Source organism: Streptomyces sp. YGL11-2, assembly GCF_050054615.1.
Taxonomy (GTDB): domain Bacteria; phylum Actinomycetota; class Actinomycetes; order Streptomycetales; family Streptomycetaceae; genus Streptomyces.
The window spans coordinates 140,226-163,500 of the sequence record NZ_JBNHIN010000005.1 but is presented as its reverse complement, the minus strand read 5'-3'; the positions used below and the strand labels follow the sequence as shown (position 1 = coordinate 163,500).

Annotated in this window: 18 protein-coding genes and 1 pseudogene; 11 read left to right on the top strand and 8 right to left on the bottom strand. The window is 73.7% G+C overall.

What is annotated here, in order from left to right; genetic code table 11:
• Positions 1-5 precede the first annotated feature (5 nt).
• Both ACO1BR_RS08480 and ACO1BR_RS08475 read right to left on the bottom strand, forming a co-directional pair.
• On the bottom strand, positions 6-1,187 hold the full coding sequence (locus ACO1BR_RS08480; RefSeq protein ID WP_426794407.1) for a glycosyltransferase family 4 protein: 1,182 nt from the start codon (positions 1,185-1,187) through the stop codon (positions 6-8).
• 175 nt (positions 1,188-1,362) lie between these two features.
• Positions 1,363-2,352 carry a DUF3068 domain-containing protein gene (locus ACO1BR_RS08475; protein WP_426794406.1) on the bottom strand — a complete coding sequence of 330 codons (990 nt, stop codon included), beginning with the start codon at positions 2,350-2,352 and terminating at the stop codon, positions 1,363-1,365.
• A gap of 317 nt (positions 2,353-2,669) precedes the next feature.
• Here ACO1BR_RS08475 and ACO1BR_RS08470 point away from each other — a divergent pair, with 317 nt between their 5' ends.
• Positions 2,670-2,816: a hypothetical protein gene (locus ACO1BR_RS08470; protein WP_201304823.1), complete on the top strand. Its 147-nt coding sequence runs from the start codon at positions 2,670-2,672 to the stop codon at positions 2,814-2,816.
• 127 nt (positions 2,817-2,943) lie between these two features.
• Positions 2,944-4,254, top strand: coding sequence for a helix-turn-helix domain-containing protein (locus tag ACO1BR_RS08465; protein ID WP_426794405.1), 1,311 nt, complete (start codon positions 2,944-2,946; stop codon positions 4,252-4,254).
• 29 nt (positions 4,255-4,283) lie between these two features.
• On the opposite strand, the gene ACO1BR_RS08460 is transcribed toward ACO1BR_RS08465, so the two are convergent.
• On the bottom strand, positions 4,284-5,216 hold the full coding sequence (locus tag ACO1BR_RS08460; RefSeq protein ID WP_426794404.1) for a GntR family transcriptional regulator: 933 nt from the start codon (positions 5,214-5,216) through the stop codon (positions 4,284-4,286).
• Positions 5,217-5,386: 170 nt separating this feature from the next.
• Between ACO1BR_RS08460 and ACO1BR_RS08455 the strand changes: the two genes are divergently transcribed.
• The gene (locus ACO1BR_RS08455; protein ID WP_426794403.1) at positions 5,387-7,123 is read left to right on the top strand and encodes an MFS transporter; all 1,737 of its coding nucleotides are present in this window, start codon (positions 5,387-5,389) and stop codon (positions 7,121-7,123) included.
• A 120-nt stretch (positions 7,124-7,243) separates the two neighbouring features.
• Here ACO1BR_RS08455 and ACO1BR_RS08450 read toward each other — a convergent pair whose 3' ends face one another.
• Positions 7,244-7,867, bottom strand: a complete 624-nt coding sequence (locus ACO1BR_RS08450; RefSeq protein ID WP_426794402.1) for a disulfide bond formation protein DsbA — start codon at positions 7,865-7,867, stop codon at positions 7,244-7,246.
• 135 nt (positions 7,868-8,002) lie between these two features.
• Entirely contained in the window at positions 8,003-8,479 is a 477-nt protein-coding gene (locus ACO1BR_RS08445; RefSeq protein WP_426794401.1) for a MarR family winged helix-turn-helix transcriptional regulator, read from the bottom strand.
• An 87-nt stretch (positions 8,480-8,566) separates the two neighbouring features.
• Between ACO1BR_RS08445 and ACO1BR_RS08440 the strand changes: the two genes are divergently transcribed.
• The 7 genes and pseudogenes from ACO1BR_RS08440 (at position 8,567) to ACO1BR_RS08410 (ending at position 17,027) form a co-directional block, all read left to right on the top strand.
• Positions 8,567-9,589, top strand: coding sequence for an NADP-dependent oxidoreductase (locus ACO1BR_RS08440; RefSeq protein ID WP_426794400.1), 1,023 nt, complete (start codon positions 8,567-8,569; stop codon positions 9,587-9,589).
• 409 nt (positions 9,590-9,998) lie between these two features.
• On the top strand, positions 9,999-10,427 hold the full coding sequence (locus ACO1BR_RS08435) for an organic hydroperoxide resistance protein (protein WP_426794399.1): 429 nt from the start codon (positions 9,999-10,001) through the stop codon (positions 10,425-10,427).
• Between the two features lie 156 nt (positions 10,428-10,583).
• The gene (locus ACO1BR_RS08430) at positions 10,584-10,862 is read left to right on the top strand and encodes a hypothetical protein (protein ID WP_426794398.1); all 279 of its coding nucleotides are present in this window, start codon (positions 10,584-10,586) and stop codon (positions 10,860-10,862) included.
• A 244-nt stretch (positions 10,863-11,106) separates the two neighbouring features.
• On the top strand, positions 11,107-12,189 hold the full coding sequence (locus ACO1BR_RS08425) for a LacI family DNA-binding transcriptional regulator (protein WP_426794397.1): 1,083 nt from the start codon (positions 11,107-11,109) through the stop codon (positions 12,187-12,189).
• A 234-nt stretch (positions 12,190-12,423) separates the two neighbouring features.
• Positions 12,424-14,067 carry a sugar ABC transporter ATP-binding protein gene (locus tag ACO1BR_RS08420; RefSeq protein WP_426794396.1) on the top strand — a complete coding sequence of 548 codons (1,644 nt, stop codon included), beginning with the start codon at positions 12,424-12,426 and terminating at the stop codon, positions 14,065-14,067.
• Positions 14,057-15,978: pseudogene (locus ACO1BR_RS08415) on the top strand (substrate-binding domain-containing protein). Before ACO1BR_RS08420 ends, ACO1BR_RS08415 begins: the two are co-directional and overlap by 11 nt.
• 122 nt (positions 15,979-16,100) lie before the next feature.
• Complete coding sequence (locus ACO1BR_RS08410; protein WP_426794395.1) at positions 16,101-17,027, top strand: ribokinase; 927 nt, start codon at positions 16,101-16,103, stop codon at positions 17,025-17,027.
• Between the two features lie 230 nt (positions 17,028-17,257).
• Here the strand turns inward: ACO1BR_RS08410 and ACO1BR_RS08405 are convergent, their stop codons facing one another.
• Positions 17,258-18,832: a nitrilase-related carbon-nitrogen hydrolase gene (locus ACO1BR_RS08405; RefSeq protein WP_426794394.1), complete on the bottom strand. Its 1,575-nt coding sequence runs from the start codon at positions 18,830-18,832 to the stop codon at positions 17,258-17,260.
• A gap of 236 nt (positions 18,833-19,068) precedes the next feature.
• A complete protein-coding gene (locus ACO1BR_RS08400) occupies positions 19,069-19,788 on the bottom strand; it encodes a TetR/AcrR family transcriptional regulator (protein WP_426794393.1) in 720 nt (239 codons plus the stop codon).
• Between the two features lie 146 nt (positions 19,789-19,934).
• Here ACO1BR_RS08400 and ACO1BR_RS08395 point away from each other — a divergent pair, with 146 nt between their 5' ends.
• The gene (locus ACO1BR_RS08395) at positions 19,935-22,496 is read left to right on the top strand and encodes a beta-glucosidase (RefSeq protein ID WP_426794392.1); all 2,562 of its coding nucleotides are present in this window, start codon (positions 19,935-19,937) and stop codon (positions 22,494-22,496) included.
• Here the strand turns inward: ACO1BR_RS08395 and ACO1BR_RS08390 are convergent.
• Positions 22,483-23,184 carry a DUF4097 family beta strand repeat-containing protein gene (locus ACO1BR_RS08390; RefSeq protein ID WP_426794391.1) on the bottom strand — a complete coding sequence of 234 codons (702 nt, stop codon included), beginning with the start codon at positions 23,182-23,184 and terminating at the stop codon, positions 22,483-22,485. The genes ACO1BR_RS08395 and ACO1BR_RS08390 overlap by 14 nt on opposite strands.
• Positions 23,185-23,275 lie beyond the last annotated feature (91 nt).

Below are 23,275 nucleotides of genomic sequence, written 5' to 3'. Positions count from 1 at the left end.
GGGCCTCACCGGCCGGGCGGGGTGTGGAGGACCGCCTCCGCGGCGACTGCGCGGAAGCTGTGGACGGTGCGGCTCCATCGGAAGCGGGCGGCGCGCTGTGCCGCGGCCAGGCCGAGGGCGCCTCGCCGCCGGGCGCTGAGCGCGAGGGTGCACCAGTGCGCGGCGAACGCGCTCTCGCCGCGCGCCAGTAGGCCGGTGACCCCGTCCTCGACGGAGTCCCGCAGCCCGGGGATGTCGAAGCCCACGGCGGGGGTGCGGCGCGCGGCGGCCTCCATCACCACCAGGCCCCACCCTTCGACGACCGAGGGGTGCAGCAGCAGCCAGGCGGAGCACAGCAGTTGGTGTTTGCGCTGTTCGGAGATCCGTCCGGTGAAGGTGACGTCCGGGCCGGCCAGGGCTGCCAGCCGGTCGCGTTCCGGTCCGTCGCCGACGATCACCAGCCGGCCGCCGGTCACCGGCCGCACCCGTTCCCACAGCCGCAGCAGCAGGTCGATCCGCTTGTACTCGACGAGCCGGCCCATGGCCAGGAACAGCGGCTCGGGGGCCTTGGGGGTGAGCGGCCCCGGTTCCGCAACGCCGTTGTGGACGAGCCGGATCCGGTCCGGGGCGACGCCCAGGGCGTGCAGTGCGGACGCGGTGGAGCCGGAGACGGCGACCATCAGGTTGCGGCGGTGGGTGCCGGCCAGCGCCCAGTGCTCCAGGCGGCGGCCGAGCCGGGCCGCGGGCGCCGGGTAGCGCATCCCCCACAGGTCCGTGTGGACGTGGTTGACCAGGCACAGCGTCGGGCCGCGGTGCCACAGCGGCGCCAGGTACGGCATGCCGTTGCAGACCTCGACCAGCAGGTCGCAGGCTCCGACGTGGCGCGCCAACCGGCCTGGTGCGCGCAGGAAGTGGGCGGCGTCGCCCCCCGCGGACACCACCTGGTAGCGGCGTTCGGCTGCGGGCCCGCCGCACAGCAGGGTGACGTCGTGGCCGTACGCGGTGAGCCCGTCGGCGATCCGGTCCACCAGGAGTTCGGAGCCGCCGGCGGCGGGGTTGCCCAGGTCGCGGCGGGCCAGGAAGACGATGCGGCGGGGGAGCGGGGGTGCGCCGGCGGCCGGGGCTGCGGCCGGCGCGGGGGGTGCGAGCGGGCCCGCCGCGGGGGGAGCGGCGGGCGGGGCGGGGGAGGCGGGGACATGCTGGGGCATGTGCGATCCAACTCGTCTCAGGGTGCGGTACCAGTGGTGGGGGGACGTACTGCCTGCTGAGTCGTGCGGGTCGTGCAGCGTGTGGGAGGCACAGTTTTCGCCGACGGACCGGCGGCGGCTACTCACCGGGATGACAAAATCCGGTCCGATCCCGGCCGCCTGTTCATCACTTCGCTCAGATCCGGCCACCCGGCCGTCTGCCCCGTACGACCAGCAGCCCGCCGGCGAGCGCGAGCACCCCGCCGGCGGCCGCGGCGCCCGCCGGCAGCGTCCGGCCGACCAGCGCCAGCCTGCCGCTGTCCGCCTTCGCCAGCTCGACCTGGGCGCGCTGCGTGGCGGGGGTGAACTCCAGGTCGCGGCCGCGCAGCAGGGTGACCGCGTCCTGCCGGGAGCCGGGTGCCCGCAAGGTCTTCCGCGGGGAGATCGACGCGTCGATGATCCGGCCGGTGCGCTGGTCGGCGACCAGGGCGATCGAGGAGTTGGCGTACCACTCCTCGGCCTGGATCTGCCCCTGCTGCGGTCGGCCGACCAGCCGTCCGGGCACCTGCCGGCTGCCGGTCCGGGTGGCCGGCACGGTTCCGGTGAAGCGGTAGCCGGGGTAGCCCTGCACCCGTGTCGTGCCGGTGAAGCGGAGCGGGACGGCGGCGCCGAGCGTGTCGTCCCACCAGCGGTAGGTCTTCTTCCGCAGGTCGAAGGGGAACTTGAGGTACGCGTCGCCGTCGTAGCGGGTGGGGGCCTCGCCGCAGCAGTGCACCGGGGCGTTGCTGGCCCGGTCGGTGACCCAGCGGCCGGTGGTCCACTGGAACGCCCGGCGCGGGTCCTTCAGGGCCAGCGTCGGCGGGGTGTCGACCGTCGTGGACACGTCCCAGACCGCCCGCCCGCTCCTCCCGCTCGCCGCGACATCGCCCAGCACATGCCGGGTGATGGTGATCCGCTGCCCGTTCCTGGTGGTCAGCGAGCCGGTGTCGAAGTAGCTGCCGGTGCCGGTGAAGACGGTGGTGACATCGACGTCGACCGGGGTGCGAGCGGCCCGCGGCGTGACGTACCGGACCAGCAGCGGGGCCAGGACCAGCAGGAACACCCCGGCGCCCAGGAGGACCAGCGACAGCGGCGAGGCGGTGCGGGGGGCGGCGGCGGGCGCCGCGGGGTTGCCGGATTCACGCATACGGGCACTCCTGGAAGCGGTGAGGGGGACACGCCCTGGTGCACGTGCGGCGCCGCGACGCGGCGCCATGGGGCGGGAACGTAAGCGAACCCTTGACAGCGCGTCAATGCCCTTCCACACTCGGCAGGCACCCCGACCGAAGGGGCGCCGCGCTGTGGGAACGCGTCGCCGCCGCCGGTCATGTGAGCCGTGAGGCCGCCCTCTGAGGGCCGCTGTGGTGTGAGCCGTACGCCCGTGTCGTGCCGTGCCGTGTGCCGCACCGTGCCCCCTCACCGACGCACTCCCGCCTCGGCTGCCGACGAAGGGATCGCCGCGCCATGCACCGAACGCTCGCCGCCGCACTGACCGCGCTGGCCGCCGCCGCTCTGGCCGTCGGCGCCGCGCTGGGTATCGTCGCCGCCCTGGAGGCCACCCCCGAGCAGCCGAACGTGCCGCTGGTGACCTTCGACCGGACCGGCGGATAGGCGGTACGGGCGTGCTGACGGAGGCTGCTCGCGCCGGGGCGGAGCGCGGGGTGCGGACCGGGTCCCGCCGGGTGGCGGCGGGCCCTGGCGCCGCCGGGGAGCCGGGGACGCCGGGGAGGGCCGGGTCGTGGTGACCGCCGTCCGCTCGGCGTGGCGGGAGGTGCCGCCCCATCAGGTACGGCGGTTCGCCGCCCGGGCGATGGAGGAGGTGCCCGCACTCGCCCGCGACATCCTGCGGGAGATCCGCCGGGAGTACCCGCAACTCCCGCTGGTCCCCGACGAGTTCGGGGAACCGCGGGCGCTGGTGGGGATCCGGCAGTCGCTGGAGCACTTCGTGGCCCATATGACCGTCGGCCTGGACCGCCCGCACATCCATCCGCGCGTCTTCCAGGAGTTCGGCCGCGGCGAGGGCATGCAGGGCCGCAGCCTGGACGTCCTCCAGGCGATCTACCGGCTCGGCGTCCGGCTCGCCTGGCGGCGGCTCGCCGAGATCGGCCAGCAGGTCGCCATCCCGGCCCCCGCGATGTACGAGCTGGCCGAGTCCGGTTTCGAGTACCTCGACGGTCTGGTCGCCGAATCCGTCCGCGGCTACGCGGAGGCCGCCGCCCGCCAGGCGGGGGAGCGGCTCCGGCTGCAACGCCGCCTGATGGAGCAGCTGTTCGCCGAAGCGCCCACGGGCGCCGGCCGCGGCCGCGGGTACCGGCGGCCCGGCGCCGCCGCCCCCCGGCACGGCCCGCCGGCCCCGGTCGCCGGCACCTTCCCCCCGGCCCCGGCTTCCCGCCCGTCCGCTCCGCCGCTCGCCGAATGCGCCGCCCGGATCGCCTGGCCGCTGCCCGAACGGGTCGCGGTGGCCGTGCTGTTGCGCCCCGCCCGGGACGCGGTGGCGCCCGCCGTGGCCGACGGTGTGCTGCTCGACATGGAGTGCGAACGGCCCCGGATGGTGGTGCCGGAACCGGACGCGCCCGGCCGGCGGGAACTCCTCGCCCGGGCGGCGGCCGGCTGGTCGGGCGCCATCGGCCCCGCCGTACCGCTGCCCGACGCCGCGAAGTCGCTGCGCTGGGCCGCCTCCGCGGTCGACCTGATGGAGCGCGGACTGCTGCCCACGGGCGAACTGCTGCAGTGCACCGAGCACACCGAGGCGCTGGTCCTGCTGCCGCCCGAGGAGCTGATCGAGGACCTCACCCGCCGCCGGCTCGCCCCCCTGGAGCGGTGCGGCCCCACCCACGGCCGACGCCTCGCGGAGACCCTGCTGGCCTGGCTGGAGACCCGCGGCGGCGCCCCCGAGGTCGCCGCCCGGCTCGGCGTCCACCCGCAGACCGTGCGCTACCGGCTGCGCCAGATAAGGGAGTTGTGGGGCGGCGACGTCGACGACCCGGACCGCCGCTTCGAACTGGAACTGGTGCTACGGGCCCGGCGCCTCCGCGGCGAACTCGGCTGACGGCGCTTCCACCGGCCCCGCCCGCGCCGCTACATCCCCCGCTCGACCAGCATCCCCATCCCGTCCAGCAGCCGCCCCAGCCCGAACTCGAAGATGGTGTCCAGGGTGACCGCGTTCTGCGGGGCCCCGTCGACCCCCGCGTACATGGGGTACGCGCCGGACCGCAGGATGCTCTCGAACGCCGGCTCCATCGCCGCCATCCACTGGCCCTGGTCCATCCCGGTCTCCTGCTCCGCCTCCAGGTCGTCCTCGAACCCGGCGGCGGTGGCCCGCACATGGTTCAGCAGCGTCACGGCCATGTGGATCAGCGTCAGCGGGTCCACCCCCTCGACCCGCGCCATGGTCCACTCGATCAGCGCCATCGCCCGCGGCATCGGCTGCGGCCGGCTGATCGACAGGTACTGCGCCAGCCACGGGTGCCGCTGGTAGAGCGCCCACTGGAGCCGCGCGCCCGCCTCCATCCGCTCCCGCCAGCCCGTCGGCGCGGGCTCCGGGAGCCGTACGCCGGCGAACGCGGCGTCCGCCATCAGCAGCACCAGCTCGTCCTTGTTGGCCACATGCCGGTAGAGCGCCATCGAGGACACCCCGAACTCCGCCGCCACCCGGCGCATCGACAGCGCCCGCAGCCCCTCCGCGTCGGCGACCTTGATCCCGGCCCGCACCACCCGCTCACGGTTCAGCCCGCCGTCCGTCTCCCGGGCCCGCCGCTCCTTCGGGGCGTCACCGCGCGCGGCCCGCGGCGGCTCGGCGACCACCGTGCCCACGCCGGGGACGGTCCGGACAACTCCCTCCTGCCGCAGGGTGGTCAGCACCTTCGTCGCGGTCGCCATCGCCACCCCCCACTCCCGGGTGATCCGCCGGGTCGACGGCACCCGGTCGCCCGGCGTCAGCTCACCGGCGTCGATGCGGCCCCGGATCTCCTCGACGATCCGGCGGTAGGGCGGCGGAGCGGACTGGTCCACGAGGTGACCTCCGTACTAGTGCGCCAACGGTCCTGGAGCGCCCCGATTCTACCAGCGCTCCCCACGCCACCACCCTCACCACTCCGAGGTGCACTAGTGTGACGAACCCCCAACTGCCTTCCTGTGTCTATCGTTTGCGCCGTAAACACCCCCTGCCTACGCTGTCCGCCATGACGTTTACCCCGTACACATCCCGGGCGGCGGATGCGCCCGCCCCGAAGGCCGGCCGCCGCGAATGGCTCGCCCTGGCCGTCCTCCTGCTGCCCTGCCTGCTCGTCTCCATGGACGTCTCGGTCCTCTACTTCGCGGTGCCGTTCCTGACCGCCCAACTGGAGCCCAGCAGCGTCCAGCAGCTGTGGATCCTCGACGTCTACGGATTCGTCCTCGCCGGCCTGCTGATCACCATGGGCGCGCTCGGCGACCGCATCGGCCGCCGCCGGCTGCTGCTCACCGGCGCCGCCCTCTTCGCCCTCGCCTCCGGGCTCGCCGCCTACGCACGCAGCGCCGAGATGCTCATCGCCGCCCGCGCCCTGCTCGGCGTCGGCGGCGCGACCCTGATGCCCTCCACCCTCGCCCTGATCCGCAACCTCTTCCACGACGCCACCCAGCGCGGCAAGGCGGTCGCCATCTGGTCGGTGGCGGTCACCGGCGGCATCGCGATCGGCCCGGTCCTCAGCGGCGTCCTCCTGGAACACTTCTGGTGGGGCTCGGTCTTCCTGGTCAACACCCCCGCGATGGCGCTGCTGCTGCTCTGCGGCCCGCTGCTGCTCCCCGAGTTCAAGAACCCCACAACCGGCCGCTTCGACCTCCTCGGCAGCGCGCTCTCCCTGGCCGCGATGCTCCCCGCCGTCTACGGCATCAAGGAGATCGCCCGCAACGGCGTGACCGCACCGCCCGTCGCCGCCCTGGTCGTCGGGCTGCTCGCCGCCCTCGCGTTCGTCCGCCGGCAGCGCACCGCCCGCCACCCGATGCTCGACCTGGAACTCTTCCGGCACCGGGGCTTTTGCGGCTCGATCCTGATGAACCTGCTGGCGATGTTCGCCATCGTCGGCTGCGCGGTGTTCTTCACCCAGTACCTCCAGTCCGTACGGGGCATGAGCCCCCTGGAGGCCGCGCTGTGGAATCTGGTCCCGACCCTCGCCGTCGGCGGCATGGCACCGCTGTCCGCCGCACTCGCCCGGCGCATCGACCGGGCCCACGTCATCGCCCTCGGCTTCGCCCTCGCCACCGGCGGCTTCATCTGGCTGTCCTGGCTGAAACCCGCCTCGCCCCTGTGGATCGTCCTGGCCGGCTCCGCCGTCTACGCCTCCGGGCTGGTGATGGTGATGTCCCTCGGCAACGAACTCGCCATCGGCATCGCCCCACCCGAGCGGGCGGGCTCCGCCTCGGCCCTCCTGGAGTCCGGCACCGAACTGGGCGGTGCCCTGGGGATGGCGATCCTGGGCAGCGTCGGCGGCGCCGTCTACCGCGGCGACATCGGCGGCGCGCTGCCCACCGGCGTCCCCGCCCGCGCCGCCGACGCCGCCCGCGAAACCCTCGCCGGCGCCACCGCGGTCGCCGCCCACCTCCCCGGCCGGATCGGCACGGCCCTGCTGACCGCGGCCCGCACGGCCTTCACCCACGGCCTGCACGCCGCCGTTCTGTGCGCCGCGGCCGTGATGGCCGCAGCCGCCGTCCTGGCGGTGGCCCTCCTACGGGGCGTACGGACCGTGGGGACCGCGTACGACGAAGCTGCGGGGGAGACGCGGGAGACGCGGGAGACGGGGGAGACGGGGGATCCGTCCGCGGCCCATGGCGCTGCGAGGAACGGAGCCGGCGGGGCGGGGGAGCGTGAGGGGGGACCCGCCGCCACGGGAACGACCGCCCCGGCACCGACGACCACAACAGGCGCCCCCACCCGCCCCTGAGGCGCCCGACAAACGCCACGCCCCAACAATGTGACGTACCTTCAGATCACACGCCCTCGGGCCCCGCCCCCGGCCCGTCGCCCTCGGATCGTCGCCCCCGCCCTCGCGGCCCCGGGCCCCTCAACTGAAGTCGAACTCTCCCGTGCGGGTCCGCTTCAGCTCGAAGAACCTGTCGTAACCGGCGAGCAGCCGGGCGCCGTCGAAGACCCGCACCGCGTCCTCGCCCCGCGGGATCGCCATCAGAACCGGGCCGAAGAACGCGACCCCGTCGATGTGGATCGTGGGCGTGCCGACATCCTCGCCGACCGGGTCCATGCCCTCGTGGTGGCTCTTGCGCAGCGCATCGTCGTAGGTGTCCCGCTCGGCGGCCTGCGCCAGCTCGGCGGGGAGCCCGACCTCGGCCAGCGCCTCCTCGATGACGGCCGCGGTGTCCTCGCGGCCGTTGTTGTGGATACGGGTGCCGAGCGCGGTGTACAGATCCCGCAGCACCTCTTCCCCGTGCTCCTGGGCGGCCGCGATGCACACCCGCACCGGGCCCCAGCCCTTGTCCAGCAGCTCGCGGTACCTCTCGGGAAGGTCCTCGCGGCCTTCGTTGAGCACGGACAGGCTCATGACCCGGAAGCGCAGGTCCAGGTCGCGGTGGCGCTCGACCTCCAGGATCCAGCGCGAGGTGATCCAGGCGAACGGGCAGATGGGGTCGAAGTAGAAGTCAACGGTGTGGCGGGTGGTGCTCTGGAGCGTCATGCCGACCAGGTTAGAACGCCACCGGCCCAGCCGCCTGGGACACTCCACCGCGGAATCCCTGGGCCAATTCGCCACCGCTCGCCTGCGCCCCACTGCCCGGCCGCGCCCCTCCCCAAGCCCCCACCGTCGTCACCCCTACTCCCCCTTCTCCCCCTGCTCCGGGTTCCCCGGATTCCGCGACGGCTCGGGTGCGATGCCCAGCATCCGCTGGAGGAGCTGCTTGAGCAGGGTGCGCTCGGCGACGGTCAGCTGCCCCAGCGGCTCGCGCGCGAAGTCCAGGGAAGCCCGCAGCCGTTCGGCAGTCCGCGCGCCCTCGGCCGTCGGGGCGGCCAGCTTGACGCGGCGGTCGGCCGGGTCCGGGCGGCGCTCCACCAGGCCGCGGGACTCCAGGCGGTCCACGATGCCGGTCACGTTGGACGGCTCGCACTTCAGTCGCTGGGCGAGCCGGCGCATGGGCAGCGGCTCGACGGCCAGCAGGCTGAGCAGCCGCGCCTGGGCGCCGGTGAGCGAGTGCTCGGCCGCGGCGTGCTCGTACTCCTCGTGGAAACGGACGACGACGGTGCCGATCAGGTCGACGACGTCGACGGTCAGGGGGTCTGCGCGCGGGGTCATACACACCAGGATAGCCAATTGCTTGACACCATGAAATATCGATGCGCATCATTGTTTCAGTATCTGAAACATTTGGAGGATCAGCTCATGTCCGCACCGCTGCCCACCACCAGCCGCGAATGGCACCTCGTCGCCCGCCCGCAGGGCTGGCCCACCCCCGACGACTTCGCGCTCCGCGAGGCCGCGCTGCCCGAACTCGCCGACGGCCAGATCCTCGTCAAGAACGCGTACTTCTCCGTCGACCCGTACATGCGCGGCCGGATGAACGACGTGAAGTCCTACGTCCCCCCCTTCCAGCTCGACCAGCCGATGGACGGCGGTGCGGTCGGCGAGGTCCTCGCCTCGCGCGCCGAGGGCATCGCGGTCGGCGACCACGTCCTGCACGGCCTCGGCTGGCGTGAGTACGCGGTCGTCGACGGCAGCCACACCGCCAAGGCGGACCCGTCGCTCGCCCCGCTGACCGCCTATCTCGGCGTCCTGGGCATGCCCGGCCTGACCGCGTACGCGGGCCTGCTGGAGGTCGCCTCGTTCAAGGAGGGCGACGCCGTCTTCGTCTCCGGCGCGGCCGGCGCGGTGGGCAGCGAGGTAGGCCAGATCGCCCGCCTCAAGGGCGCCTCCCGGGTCATCGGCTCCGCCGGCACCGACGAGAAGGTCAAGCTCCTGGTGGAGGAGTACGGCTTCGACGCCGCCTTCAACTACAAGAACGGCGATGTCACCCGGCAGCTCAAGGAGGCCGCCCCCGACGGCATCGACGTCTACTTCGACAACGTCGGCGGCGACCACCTCGAAGCCGCCATCAGCGCGCTCAACGTCCACGGCCGGGGCGCCATCTGCGGCATGATCTCGATGTACAACGCCACGGAACCCAGCCCCGCCCCGCGCAACCTCGCCATGGTCATCGGCAAGCGCCTGCGCCTCCAGGGACTGCTGGTCAGCGACCACTCCGCGCTGCGCCCCCGGTTCGTCGAGGAGGTCTCCGGCTGGATCCGCTCCGGCGACCTGAAGTACGCCGAGACCAAGGTGCACGGCATCGAGAACGGCGCCGAGGCGTTCCTGGGCCTGCTCCGCGGCGACAACACCGGAAAGATGATCGTGAGCCTCACTGACTGAGGCTCTTCGGGACGAGCCAACCACGCCTCAGTGAGCGGGCGTTGGAGGGGAGCGGTGGTCGGAGCGGTGGGCGGGGGGCGGCTGCCGGCTACCGGCAGCCGGCTACCGGTTGCCTGCGGCTGACGGCTGACGGCTGACGGCTGACGGCTGACGGCTGACGGCTGACTGGTGGCCGGTGGCCGGTGGCCGGTGACTGGTGGCCGCTGGCCGGTGACTGGTGCCCGCTGACTGGTGGCCGCGGATTCCGTTGACTACTGACTGGCGGGTGGGGCGGGGTGGGGAGGGCGAGAAGCCTGTCTGCGGCTCTGTGAGCCTCGGCTCCCTCCTCCCCGACCCCGCCCGTTAGGCTCGGCGGCAAGCCGTCGCGATCCGTGGGCGCGAGTCGCGGCGAATCACAGGAGGATTCGGTATGTCCATCCAGACCGTCGACGTCGTCTACACCGCCGTCGCCACCGCTGAGAACGGCCGTGACGGCCGCGTCGCCAGCGACGACGGCAAGCTCGACGTCGTCGTCAACCCGCCCAAGGAGCAGGGCGGCAGCGGCGCCGGCACCAACCCGGAGCAGCTCTTCGCGGCGGGTTACAGCGCCTGCTTCCAGGGTGCGCTCAGCGTTGTCGCCCGCCGGGAGAACGCGGATGTCTCCGGCTCGCGGGTGACCGCCAAGGTCGGCATCGGCAAGACCCCGGACGGCGGTTTCGGCCTCACGGTCGAGATCTCCGCGTCGATTCCCAACGTCGACGCGGCCACCGCCAAGGACCTGGTGGAGAAGGCGCACCAGGTGTGCCCGTACTCCCACGCCACCCGAGGCAACATCGAGGTCAGGCTGACCGTCGCCTGACGCGTCGAGCCGACCGCCGCCCGGGGCGCGGGTGCCGGCGCTGAGCCGCGTTCCCCCGCCCCGCGCACAGTGCGCAGAAGTCGAGGGCCGTACCCCCAGCGGGTGCGGCCTTCGGCCGTTGCGCCCCGCCGCAGCCTTGAGGCGATGGTGGCCCGTGTGACCGAGACGGTCGACGCGGCCGAGACAGCCGAGACAGCCGAGACGACCGACGTGATCGAAGCGGTCGACGTGGCCGCTGTGGTGACACCCGGCGTGGCCGCTGTGGTGACACCCGGCGTGGCCGCTGTGGTGACACCCGGCGTGGCCGCTGTGGTGACACCCGGCGTGGCCGCTGTGGTGACACCCGGCGTGGCCGCTGTGGTGACACCCGGCGTGGCCGCCGCGCCGACACCTGTCGCGGCCGTTGTGACGCAGGCAACAATCGCGGAGTCTTGACGCGACCGCCGTGTAATCGATTACGTAGGGCCTCGCGAAACCGCGCGTAATCGATTACACCCCCTCCTTGACCGCGTACCCGACGGACAAGCGCCCACGGGGCACGTGCCCACCGGGCACGTACCCATCCAGCACGTACCCATCGATCGCGCCGGCCGCTCGGACCGCATCGCGCGTTCCGGGCGGATCGCATGGGCAGGTCGACGGCGATCAGCACACCCACCAACAGGACGGCAACGGCGCCATGGCGAACATCAAGGATGTGGCAGAGCGGGCGGGGGTCTCCGTCGCCACCGTCTCCCGGGTCCTCAACGGCAACAGCCCGGTCGCGGAGACGCGCGAGCGGGTGCTCGCCGCCGTACGGGAGTTGGGCTACCGCCCCAACAACGTCGCCCGGGCCCTGCGCACCGCCCGCACCGGCGCACTCGGCCTGGTCATCAGCGACCTGACCAATCCGTTCTTCACCGAGCTCGCCGACGCCGTCGAGGACGCGGCCCGCAGCCTCGGCTACAGCCTGGTCATCGGCAACGCCGGCGAACGCCCCGAGCAGCAAGACGACTACATCCGCACCCTGCTCGACCGCCGGATCGACGGCCTGCTGGTCAGCTCGGCCGGTACCGGCTCGGCGATGCTCCGCGAGGTCGTCGCCTCCGGCACCCCGCTGGTCCTGCTGGACCGCGCCGTGCCCGGTATCGACGCCCCGTGCGTCCGCGCCGACGGCCGCGCCGCGCTCACCGACCTCGCCGCCCATCTCGCCGCCCTCGGCCGCCGCCGCCCCGCGATCATCGTCGCCCCGGCCGGCACCCCCACCGGCGACGAACGCCTGGAACTCTTCCGTGCGGCACTGGCCGCGCACGGCATTCCGCTGCCCGACGAACGGGTCGGCGCCACCCCGGACCTTCAACCCACCGGCGGCCGGCGGGTGATGAGCGACTTCCTCGACCTGCCCGAACCGCCGGACGCGGTGCTGGCCACCGACAACCTGATGGCGCTGGGCGCGATGGACGAACTACGGGCGCGCGGGCTGCGGGTCCCCGATGACATGGCGCTGGTGGTCTACGACGACGTGCCGTGGTTCGCGCACACCGATCCGCCGCTGACCGCCATCGCCCAGCCGACCCGCGACCTGGGCCGGGCCGCGGTGCACGCCCTGCTGGAACGTATCGAGGGCCGCTCGGCCGCAACGGTGCTGCTGTCCGCCCGACTTGTCACCCGCCACTCCTGCGGCGAGCCGGGCACGGAGCAGCCGGCCGACGGACCGGCCACCCGGCAGCCGGCCGGCGGGACCGCCACGGTCCCGCCCGCCGACGAGCCGCCCACCGACTGATCCCGCCCGCACGCTTCCACCGAGCGCCCTGACCCCAAGGCCCCCATCGCCCCCCCATCGCCCCCATCGACCGGCCCACCCGGCCCCGACCGCCCGCCCCGCCCGAGCAACCCACCCGGTATCCCCCCAGACCCCAGCTCCCCATACCCCCGACCCCCGCCGCCGAGCACCCCACCCACCCCACCCACCCCACCCGAAGACGACCGCACCACCCGAAGGAGAGAGGGGCAGCGCATGACCGGCGTCAACGACGACGTACCGGGCCGCCGCGAACTGCTGCGCGTGGAGGGGGTGACGAAGTCGTTCCCCGGCGTGCGCGCGCTGGACGGTGTGGACCTGAGCCTGCGTACCGGCGAGGTGCACGTCCTGCTCGGCGAGAACGGCGCGGGCAAGAGCACCCTGATCAAGATGCTCTCCGGCGCCCACCGCCCCGACAGCGGACGGATTCTCGCCGACGGCGGACCGGACGGCTCGTACGACGGGCTCCACGAGGTGCGGATCCGTTCCGCGCAGGATGCCGAACGGCTCGGCATCGCCACCATCTACCAGGAGTTCAACCTCGTCCCCGGGCTGACCGTCGCCGAGAACATCTTCCTGGGCCGCCAGCCGCGCACCGCGCTCGGCCTCGTCGACCGGAAGACCATGCGCGCCCGCGCCGCCGAACTCCTGCGCCGGGTACGCCTGGACGTCTCCCCGAACGCACCGGTCGCCGAACTCGGTATCGCCCGGCTCCAGATGGTGGAGATCGCCAAGGCGCTCAGCCTGAACGCCCGGGTGCTGATCATGGACGAGCCGACCGCGGTCCTCACCTCGGAAGAGGTCGAGACGCTCTTCGGCATCGTCCGCGAACTGCGCTCCTCGGGCGTCGGGATCATCTTCATCACCCACCACCTCGACGAGATCGGCGCGCTCGGCGACCGGGTCACCGTGCTGCGCGACGGCCGCTCGGTCGACGAGGTGCCCGCCGGAACCGACGAGGACGAGCTGATCCGGCTGATGGTCGGCCGGGACATCGCCGAGCAGTACCCGCGCCGCCGCCCCGATCAGGAGGAGCCGGGTACGTCGCTGCTGCGCGTCCGGGGCCTGACCCGGTACGGCGCCAAGGGCCCCGACGGCGCGCCGGCCCGGCCGGTCTTCGAGGGCGTCGACTTCGACATCCGGGCCGGTGAGGTCGTCGGTCTGGCCGGGCTGGTCGGTGCGGGCCGTACCGAGGTCGCCCGGGCGATATTCGGTGTCGACCGCTACGACGCCGGCACGGTCGAGGTCGCGGGCACCGAGCTGGTGCGCGGTGACGTCCGGGCGGCGATGCGGGCCGGGCTGGGCCTGGTCCCCGAGGACCGCAAGGGCCAGGGGCTGGTGCTGGACGCCTCGCTGCAGGACAACCTGACGCTGGCGCGGCTCGACCGGGACACCCGCGGCGGGCTGGTCGACAGGCGTGGCCAGCGACGTGAAGCGGCGGCCGTCGCCGGGCGGTTGAAGGTCAGGATGAGCGGCCTGGGACAGCATGCCCGCACCCTCTCCGGCGGCAACCAGCAGAAGATCGTCATCGGCAAGTGGCTGCTGACCGAGACCAGGCTGCTGATCCTGGACGAGCCGACGCGCGGCATCGACGTCGGCGCCAAGGTCGAGATCTACCAGATCGTCAACGAGCTGACGGCGGCCGGCTGCGCGGTGCTGATGATCTCCAGCGATCTGCCCGAGGTGCTCGGTATGAGCGACCGGGTGCTGGTGATGGCACAGGGCCGGCTGACCGGTGAGCTGCCGGCCGAGGAGGCCACCCAGGACGCCGTGATGGAGCTCGCGCTCCAGTCCCCGCACGGCGCTCCCGACGGCAGGAACACGAACGAGAGCGCGATGGAGGGCTCCGATGTCCGCTGAGGTGAAGACAGCAGCCGCCCCGGAGGCGGCGGGCGGGGCACCGTCCCCGGACGGTCTCGGGCCGTGGTTCTCCCGGGCCGTGCTGCGGAACGGCCCGCTCGGCGGCCTGGTCGCCCTGGTCGTCGTGATGGCGGTGCTGTCCCGGGACTTCCTCAACGGCCAGAACCTCCTCAACGTCGGCGTCCAGGCGTCGGTCACCGCGATCCTGGCCTTCGGCGTCACCTTCGTGATCGTCTCGGCCGGCATCGACCTGTCGGTCGGCTCGGTCGCCGCGCTGTCCGCCACCGTGGTCGCCTGGGCCGCCACCAAGGAGGGCCAGCCCGTCTGGCTCGCGGTGCTGCTCGGCCTCGCGGTCGGCGTGGCGGCCGGACTGGTCTCCGGCGCCCTGGTCGCCTACGGCAGGCTGCCCGCGTTCATCGCCACCCTGGCGATGCTCTCCGTCGGCCGCGGCTTGGCCCTGGTCATCTCCGGCGGTTCGCCGATCCCCTTCCCCGGTGCGGTCAACGCGCTCGGCGACACCCTGGGCGGCTGGCTGCCGGTGCCGGTCCTCGTCATGATCGCCATGGGGCTGATCGCCGCACTGATCCTGGCCCGTACGTACTCCGGCCGCGCGATGTTCGCGATCGGCGGCAACGAGGAGGCGGCCCGGCTCTCCGGCATCAACGTCAGGCGCCGCAAACTCGTCATCTACGCGCTGTCCGGGCTGTTCGCCGCGGTCGCCGGCATCGTGCTGGCCGCCCGGCTCACCTCCTCCCAGCCGCAGGCCGCGGGCGGTTACGAGCTGGATGCCATCGCCGCCGTCGTCATCGGCGGTGCCAGCCTCTCGGGCGGTTCCGGCAAGGCGTCCGGCACCCTGATCGGCGCGCTGATCCTCGCCGTGCTGCGCAACGGCCTCAACCTGCTGAGCGTCTCCGCGTTCTGGCAGCAGGTCGCCACCGGTCTGGTGATCGCGCTCGCCGTCCTCCTGGACACCCTGCGGCGCCGGAGCGCGCGATGAGGCGGCGAACGGCACTCATCGGCGCGGCACTTCTCGTGGGCGCGCTCGCCCTCTCCGGCTGCGACCGCGGCGGCGACACCGACCTGGGGCTGGCGCTGTCCACGATGAACAACCCGTTCTTCGTCGGTATCAAGGAGGGTGCGCAGGCCGAGGCGGACGCCCGCGGACTGCACATCAACATCACCGACGCGCAGAACGACCCCATGCAGCAGGTCAACCAGATGGAGACGTTCACCAGCCAGCAGGTGAAGGCGGCCATCATCAACCCGGTGGACTCCGACGCCGCCGTCCCGGCCGTCGGTGTCGCCAACCGGGCGAAGGTGCCGGTCATCTCCATCGACCGCGGTGTCAACGGCGGCACGGTCGGCTCGACCATCGCGTCCGACAACGTCGCCGGCGGCCGGCTCGCCGCGAAGACGCTGGCCGCGGCGCTCGGTGGCAAGGGCACGGTGGCCTTCCTCGAAGGCCAGCCCGGCACCTCCGCCGCCCGCGAACGCGGCCAGGGCTTCGACGAGGGCATCAGGCAGTACCCCGGTATCCAGGTCGTCGCCCGGCAGCCCGCCGACTTCGACCGCACCAAGGGCATGGACGTGATGTCCAATATGCTCCAGGCGCACCGCGACATCGACGGGGTGTTCGCCGCCAACGACGAGATGGCGCTCGGTGCCGCCAAGGCGCTGGGGGCCCGCTCCGGCAGGAACGTGAAGGTGGTCGCCTTCGACGGCACCCCGGACGGCGTCCGGGCGGTCCGCGACGGGACCCTGACCGCCACGGTCGCCCAGCAGCCGAAACTCCTCGGCAAGCAGGCGGTGGACTGGGCGCTGCGGGCATCCCGCGGCGAGCGGCTGCCGCGGACGGTGAAGGTGCCGGTGGTCCTGGTGACGGCGGCGAACGCCGCGCGCTTCGGCGGCTGACGGTGCGGCCCGGCGGCGACGGGCCGCCGGTCGGCAACAGGCGGGTAGAGACGGGAAAGCGGTGCACGGACACGCGGGAGCAACGCGCGGACCGGCGCTCGGACAAGGGAGAAGAACGGCGCATGTACGACGTCCTGGTGGTCGGCTCGGCCAACGCGGATCTGACGGTGCGGGTGGCCCGGCGGCCCGGCGCGGGCGAGACCGTGCTCGGCACGGACCTGGTCGAGACGGCCGGCGGCAAGGGCGCCAACCAGGCAGCCGCCGCGGCCCGGATCGGCGGGCGCACCGCGCTGCTCGCCCGGGTCGGCGGTGACGCGTACGGCGCACTGCTGCTGGCCGCGCAGCGCGCCGCGGGCACCGACGTCACGCCGGTCATCGTGGACGAGGGCGCCCGCACCGGCACCGCGATGATCATCGTCGACCCGGACGGTGACAACAGCATCGTCGTCTCGCCGGGCGCCAACGCCGCCCTCACCCCGCACGACGTCACCGCGGCCAGGGACGTCATCGCGGCCTCGTCGGTGGTCTCCCTCCAACTGGAGGTGCCGATGGAGACCGTACGGGCCGCCGCCGCGACCGCCGAGGCCGCCGGCACCCGGGTGGTCCTCAACCCCTCGCCGGCCCCCGACACCCTCGACCGCGAACTCCTCGCCGTGGCCGACCCGTTGGTGGTCAACGAGCACGAGGCCCGGCAGCTGTCCGGCCGCACCGACGGCAGGCCCGCGGACTGGGCGTTCGCGCTGCGCGAGCAGGGCGCCCGGTCGGTCGTGGTCACCCTCGGCGGGGACGGCGCCCTGGTCCTGGACGCGTCCGGGACGGTGGAGATCCCGGGCGTACGCGTCAAGGCCGTGGACACCACCGGCGCCGGCGACGCCTTCACCGGCGCGCTCGCCACCCGCCTGGCCGCCGGCGCGACCCTGCCCGAAGCGGCCCGCTTCGCGGTGCGCGTCGGGGCCGCGGCCGTCACCAAGCCGGGCGCACAGCCTTCTTACCCCACGGCGGACGACCTGGCGGAGCTGCCGGAGACGCCGGAGCTGCCGGAGAACTGATCCGGCGGGAACCGGTCCGGCACGCGCTGCTCCGGCGGGATCCGAGCCGGCGAGAGCTGCTACAGCGGGAACCGCCCTGACGGGATGCGCTCCGGAGGGAACTGCTCCGGTGGGATCCGATCCGGCGGAGGGAAGAGCGGGGCTGGGGGATACCAGGGCGACGGCGGTCCCGACGGGGCGGCGCGATACGGCGGTTACCCGCCGGCTCGCCGCACCCCGTCGCCCGCACCTCACCGCTCGGCCCCTTCCCTCAGGAGGGCGGGCTCCGCCCCGGCCTCCGTGCCGCGCGCCTCCGGCTTTTCGCCGCGCTCGGCGCCCTGCTCCTCGCCGAACTCCGCGGGCCCGTATAGCGCATGCGCCGCACCGGTCGCCAGCGCCCAGTAGCGGTCCCCGTAGGACCAGTGCCACCACTCGGTCGGGTAGTTGACCAGGCCCGCCCCCTGCAGCGCCGCGGCCAGCACCCGGCGGTTGGCGCGGGCGGCAGGCGTCAGGTCCGGGGACGACGTATAGCGGGCGCCGTCGCTCTCCTCCGGGGACGAGTCGATCGGAGTCCCCATGTCGACAGCGCCGCCGTCGGTCGTGACCAGGGTGAGGTCCACCGCACCGCCCGCGCTGTGCGGTGTGATCTCGGGCGGCGACACAAAGCGGCTGGCGGCCTGACGGACCCGTGCCGCGTCCCAGTCGGGGTGCGCGGCGCGCAGTTCGCGCCCGTACCGCTCGAAGTACTGGTGCTGGAGGGCCGGCGGGCGGTATCCCTCGACGACCTGGAGCCGCAGCCCGTCCGGGAGCCCCCGCTGCGCCGCCAGCAGCCGCCGCAGCACCCCTTCCCGCAGATACGCGAAGGTGTCCGTCCCGCCGTCCTCCTCGTCGTCGAGTCCGTCCGCCTTGAGCCCGTCCGCGAGGAGCGCGGGCGCGGCGGTCCGGAGATCCACCAGCGGCTCACCGCACTCCCGGACCGGCACCGCGGCCACCGCGGGGTCGGCCATCAGCGTGACCGCCTCCCGGACATCGCTCAGCACCAGTTCGCCGTCGCCGTCGCCGTCGCCGTCGCCGTCGCCGTCGCCGTCGCCGCCGTCGCCGCCGTCGCCGCCATCGTCCCCCGCCCCCGCCCCGGTCCCGGGCCACGCGGACGCCGCAGCCACCCGCTCACCGGAAGGCAGCCAGCCGCCGCTGAGCCCGCAGGCCGGGCCGGGGCTTCCGACCTCGATCCCATTGGCGAGCAGCACATACAGCCCGTGCTCCCGGGCCAGTTCCGCATACCGTGCCACCCGCTCCGCGCCGTCGTGGAACGCGCTGGAGAGATAGACCCGGCAGCCGTCCGCCACGGCCCGCTCCGGCACCTCGGGGAAACTGCTGTCGAAGCAGGTGGCGAGCGCGAACCGGATGCCGCCCAGCGTGAACCGGCCGTGTGCGGTCCCCGGTGCGAACACCTTCGTCTCGCTCTCTGCCAGATGCCGTTTGTCGTAGCGGGTGAGCAGCGCGCCGTCCGGCCCGTACACGAACGTCGCGATGGTCGGCGCGGCTCCGTCGTCGGCGCCCCGCCCCGCGGCGTTCACCACCGCCGCGACCCCGGCCGTCCGGCACGCCTCCCGTACGGGCGCAAGCCGGGCGTCGTCGGGCAGCACCGCCAGACCCGCCGGATCGGCGGCTATCAGATGCAGGTCGTAGTGCGTCAGCGCCAGCTCGGAGAAGACCACCAGCCCGGCGCCGCGCTCGCCGGCGTCGGCGATGAGGGCGGCCATCCGTGCGGCGTTGGTGGCGATATCGCCTGGTACGGAGGGGAATTGTGCGGCAGCAATGATCATTCGCCCATGATGCCCGGCCCGCCCGCGACGCGTCCGGGCCTGTGGACAACTCCCGCGCGCATGCTCCGGGCCCCGTCCGCGCGCGTCATCAGGCGCGCCCTGCCGCCCCGGCCCGGCTGCGACGGCACCTCGCCCGCCGCACCTGCCACCACCCCCGAACTCCCGCCCCCGACGCGGCAGTACGCGCAGCAACGCGCCGGCGGCTCTGCCCCGGGGCCCTGACCGGACCCGCCGGCCTACGGGCTGTCCGGCGGGCCAGGGGCGGACCGGCCCTGGTCGGCCCCCGCGCCGGGCTCCTCGGCAGTCCCCTGGCCCGGCTCTTCGGCTGGCTCGTCGCCCTGTCCGGCCGTGCTCCCGAGCAGCGTCAGGAAATCGCGGAACGCGGCGGGCATGTCGACGTTCTCCGGGTCCAGCAGCCATTGCAGCTGGAGTCCGTCCATCACCGCGACCAGCAGCGGCGCCGCCTGCTCCGGGGTCAGCCCGCCGGGCAGGGTGTCGCCGAACTCGGCCCGCAGCGCCCCGGCCAGCGCCTGGCGTACGGCACGAAATCGGGTCTCGAAGAACTCGCGTGCCGGATGGTCCTCGGTGACGCTGTCGGCCGACAGCACGGTGTACGTCTGGACGATGCCGGGACGGGTGGCGTTGTAGTCGACGAGTTGGGCGAGGGTGCCGGTGCGCCAGGCGCCGGACGCCGCGGCGGCCGCGTCCCAGCGGTCGCGTGCCTCCAGCACGCCGATCAGCAGCAGCTCCTTCGTCGGGAAGTGGTGCAGCAGCCCCTGCTGGGTCAGCCCGGCGCGCTCGGCGATGGCGGCGAGGGAGGTACGGCGGTAGCCGCGCTCGGCGATCAGCTCCATGGCGGCCTCCATGATCGCCGCACGCCGCTCGGCGCCCTGGGCCTCCCGTCCGCCGCCGCCCCTCCGGGGTCCCCGGGAGAGGCCCTGATCTCGTGCGCTCACGAGCCGAGCGTAACTCTCCCGCCTATGTCCTCAGCGCTCCACACCCCCTATCGATAACGTACTGATAACGATCCTTACCGTGTGCACGGTAGGGAGGTAAGAATTCGGCCAGGGGGCCCGCACGTCCAGTCAAGGGAGCGCCGCAGATGACCGACCAGCCCCATACCCACCGCAGCCACCCCCGGCCCCACGACTACTCCGCCGTGGTGGAGCGGGCGCTCGACGCTCTCGACCTGGACACCAAGGCCCGGCTGCTGTCCGGCCAGGACATGTGGACCCTGCCCGCCGTGCCCGCGATCGGGCTGCGGTCGCTGGTGATGTCGGACGGCCCGATCGGCGTCCGGGGCGGGCAGTGGAGCGCCGAGGACCCGTCGATCGCCCTGCCCAGCCCCACGGCCCTGGCGGCCACCTGGGACCCCGAACTCGCCCGCCGCGCCGGCCAACTGCTCGCCCAGGAGGCCCGCCGCAAGGGCGTCCATGTCCTCCTGGCGCCGACCGTCAACCTGCACCGCTCGCCGCTCGGCGGGCGGCACTTCGAGTGCTACTCGGAAGACCCCCTGCTGACCGGCGTGATCGGCGCCGGATATGTGCGGGGAGTGCAGGAGGGCGGGGTCGGTACGACGGTCAAGCACTTCGTCGGCAACGACGCCGAGACCGACCGCTTCACGGTCGACAACCGCATCGCCCCGCGCCCGCTGCGCGAGCTGTATCTCGCCCCCTTCGAGCACATCGTCAAGACCGCCCGCCCCTGGGGGATCATGACCGCCTACAACCAGGTCAACGGCGCGACGATGACCGAACACCGCCCGCTCGTCGCCGAAGTGCTGCGCGGCGAATGGGGCTTCGACGGCTGCAACGTCTCCGACTGGACGGCGGCCCGGCACACCGTACGCGCGCTGCGCGGCGGCCTGGACGTGGCGATGCCTGGGCCCCGCACGGTCTTCGGCGCCCCGCTCGCGGCGGCCGTCCGCGCGGGCGAGGTCGCGGAGTCGGAGGTCGACGACGCGGTCCGACGGGTGCTGCTGCTCGCCGCCCGCACCGGCTGCCTGGACGGGGCACCACCCGCCGTGCCGCCGGTCGACGTGCCGCAGGGCATCGACGGCCGGGCCGTGGCCCGCGACCTCGCCCGCCGCGCGGTCGTACTGCTGCGCAACGAGCCCGTCGGCGACGGGCAGTTGGCCGGCGAGCCGGCGGGCGGCGCGGCGCAGGGCGCCGACCCGGCAGGCCGTACCGGCCGTGCTCTTCCCCTCGACGCCTCCGCCATGCGCCGCATCGCCGTCATCGGGGCGGCTGCCCGCGACGCCCGGGTGCTCGGCGGCGGCTCCGCCACCGTCTTCCCCGAGCAGATCGTCTCCCCACTCGCCGGACTGCGGGCCGCGCTCCCCGACGGCGTGGAGGTCACCTTCGCGACCGGCGCCGACCCACGCACCCGGGTCCCGTACGCCCGTGACGGCTTCGCCCTGCGTGCCCGCTACCTGGCTGCCGACGGACAACTGCTGGCCGAGAACGCGCAGTTCGACGGACAGGTCCAGGTGATGGGCAGCCTCCCCGACGGCGTCACCCGGCAGCGCCTGCACGCCGTCGAACTCACCGGCAGCTACACCCCGCAGCGCACCGGCGGCCACACCCTGGCCGTCTCGGGCACCGGCCGCCTCCGGCTGACCGTCGACGGCGCGGTGCTCTTCGACGACCAGTGCGCGCCGACGGGCGGCGATCCGTTCGAGGCGTTCATGCACCCCGTGGAGCACCGGGTCACCGCGGAGCTGACGGCCGGCCGGACCGTGCCGCTCACCCTGCGGTTCGTGCCCCGCGCCCTCGGCCTGGGGGAGGGCTTGGACGTTCTGAACTTCGCGCTCGGGCACCGCGAGCCGCAGCTCGCCGCCGACGCCGAGATCGAGGAGGCGGTCCGCGCGGCGGCCGGTGCCGATGCCGCGATCGTCGTCGTCGCGACGACGGAGGAGGTGGAGTCGGAGGGCTTCGATCGCACGGACCTGACGCTGCCGGGCCGCCAGGACGAGCTGGTCACCCGGGTCGCCGCCGCCAACCCCCGCACCGTCGTGGTCGTCAACGCCGGCTCGCCGGTGGAGCTGCCGTGGCGGAAACAGGTCCCCGCGGTGCTGCTGAGCTGGTTCCCCGGCCAGGAAGCGGGCGCCGCGCTGGCGGACGTCCTGCTCGGCTCGCACGAACCCGGCGGCCGGCTCCCCACCACCTGGCCCGCCCGCTTCGCCGACGCCCCGGTCACCACCGTCACCCCGGCCGACGGCCGACTTCCGTACGAGGAGGGGCTGTTCATCGGCTACCGGGCCTGGCAGCGGTCCGCCGTGGCGCCCGCGTACGCCTTCGGCCACGGGCTCGGCTACACCGACTGGGAGTACGAGTCCCTGGACACCACCCTCGACTCGGTCCGGGTCCGGCTGCGCAACACCGGCCGGCGCACCGGCCGCGAGGTCGTCCAGATCTACCTCGCCCCCACAGCCGGCGCTGCCTCCGGCGCGCCCGAGCGCCCGGACCGCTGGCTGGCCGGCTTCGCCGCCGTCGAGGCGGGCCCCGGTGAGAGCACCGAGACCGAAATCCCCCTGCCGGCCCGCGCCTTCGAGGTCTGGTCGGAACCGGAGGGCCGCTGGTGCCGGGTCCCGGGCGTCTACACCGTCGAGGCGGCGCACAGCATCGACGACATCCGGCTGGTGGCGCAGGTCACTTCTGGCTGAGGACCGACACGTCGCCGCCGCTCGTCCGCGCCGATATTTTGTGCTCCGAGCCGGGATCCGTCGGGACGGAGACCTTGCGGGTCCCGCCGCTCGTCACCGCCTGGACCGCGTACGAGCCCTTCGGCAGCCGGACGGTGACATTGCCTCCGCTGGTCCGCCCCGACACCTCGTCGGGCACCGCGGCCAGCGCGAGATCCACATCCCCGCCGCTGGTCTTCACCTTCGCCGTACGGGCCGTGGAGTCGGCGACGGTGATGTCGCCGCCGCTGGTCTCCGCGCTGATGCCGCCCGAGGCGCCGTGGACGGTGATGTCCCCGCCGCTGGTGTGCAGATCGACCGAGGCGCTGCGCGGCAGCAGCACGCGGTAGCTCACCTCGCAGCGGCGGCCGGTCTCCGGGCAGTCCTCGGCCGTCAGCGTCAGCGTGCCGTCCTTGACCGTGTGGGTGGGGGCGGGCTTCTGCCCGTTGTACTTGTACTTCTCCGTCACTTTGACCGATCCGCCGGCGTCGATCGGCACGATCTCGATGTCCCCACCGTGGGTCGTCGCCGACAGTGCGCCGACCTTGGCGTCCACGCCGTACGTCCGCTCCGCGGTCTTCGGCGGTCCGATCGTCAGCGAGCAGCCGGTCATCAGGACGGTCAGTGCCGCGCTCGGCAGCACGAGATGAGAGGCGCGGAGACGGGCCATGGTGTTTTCCCCCGGGACAGGTGACGAACAGGTCGGAACACAACGGAGCGGCGCGGACCACGCCGGAACCGCTCACCCCTCATCGTTCCGT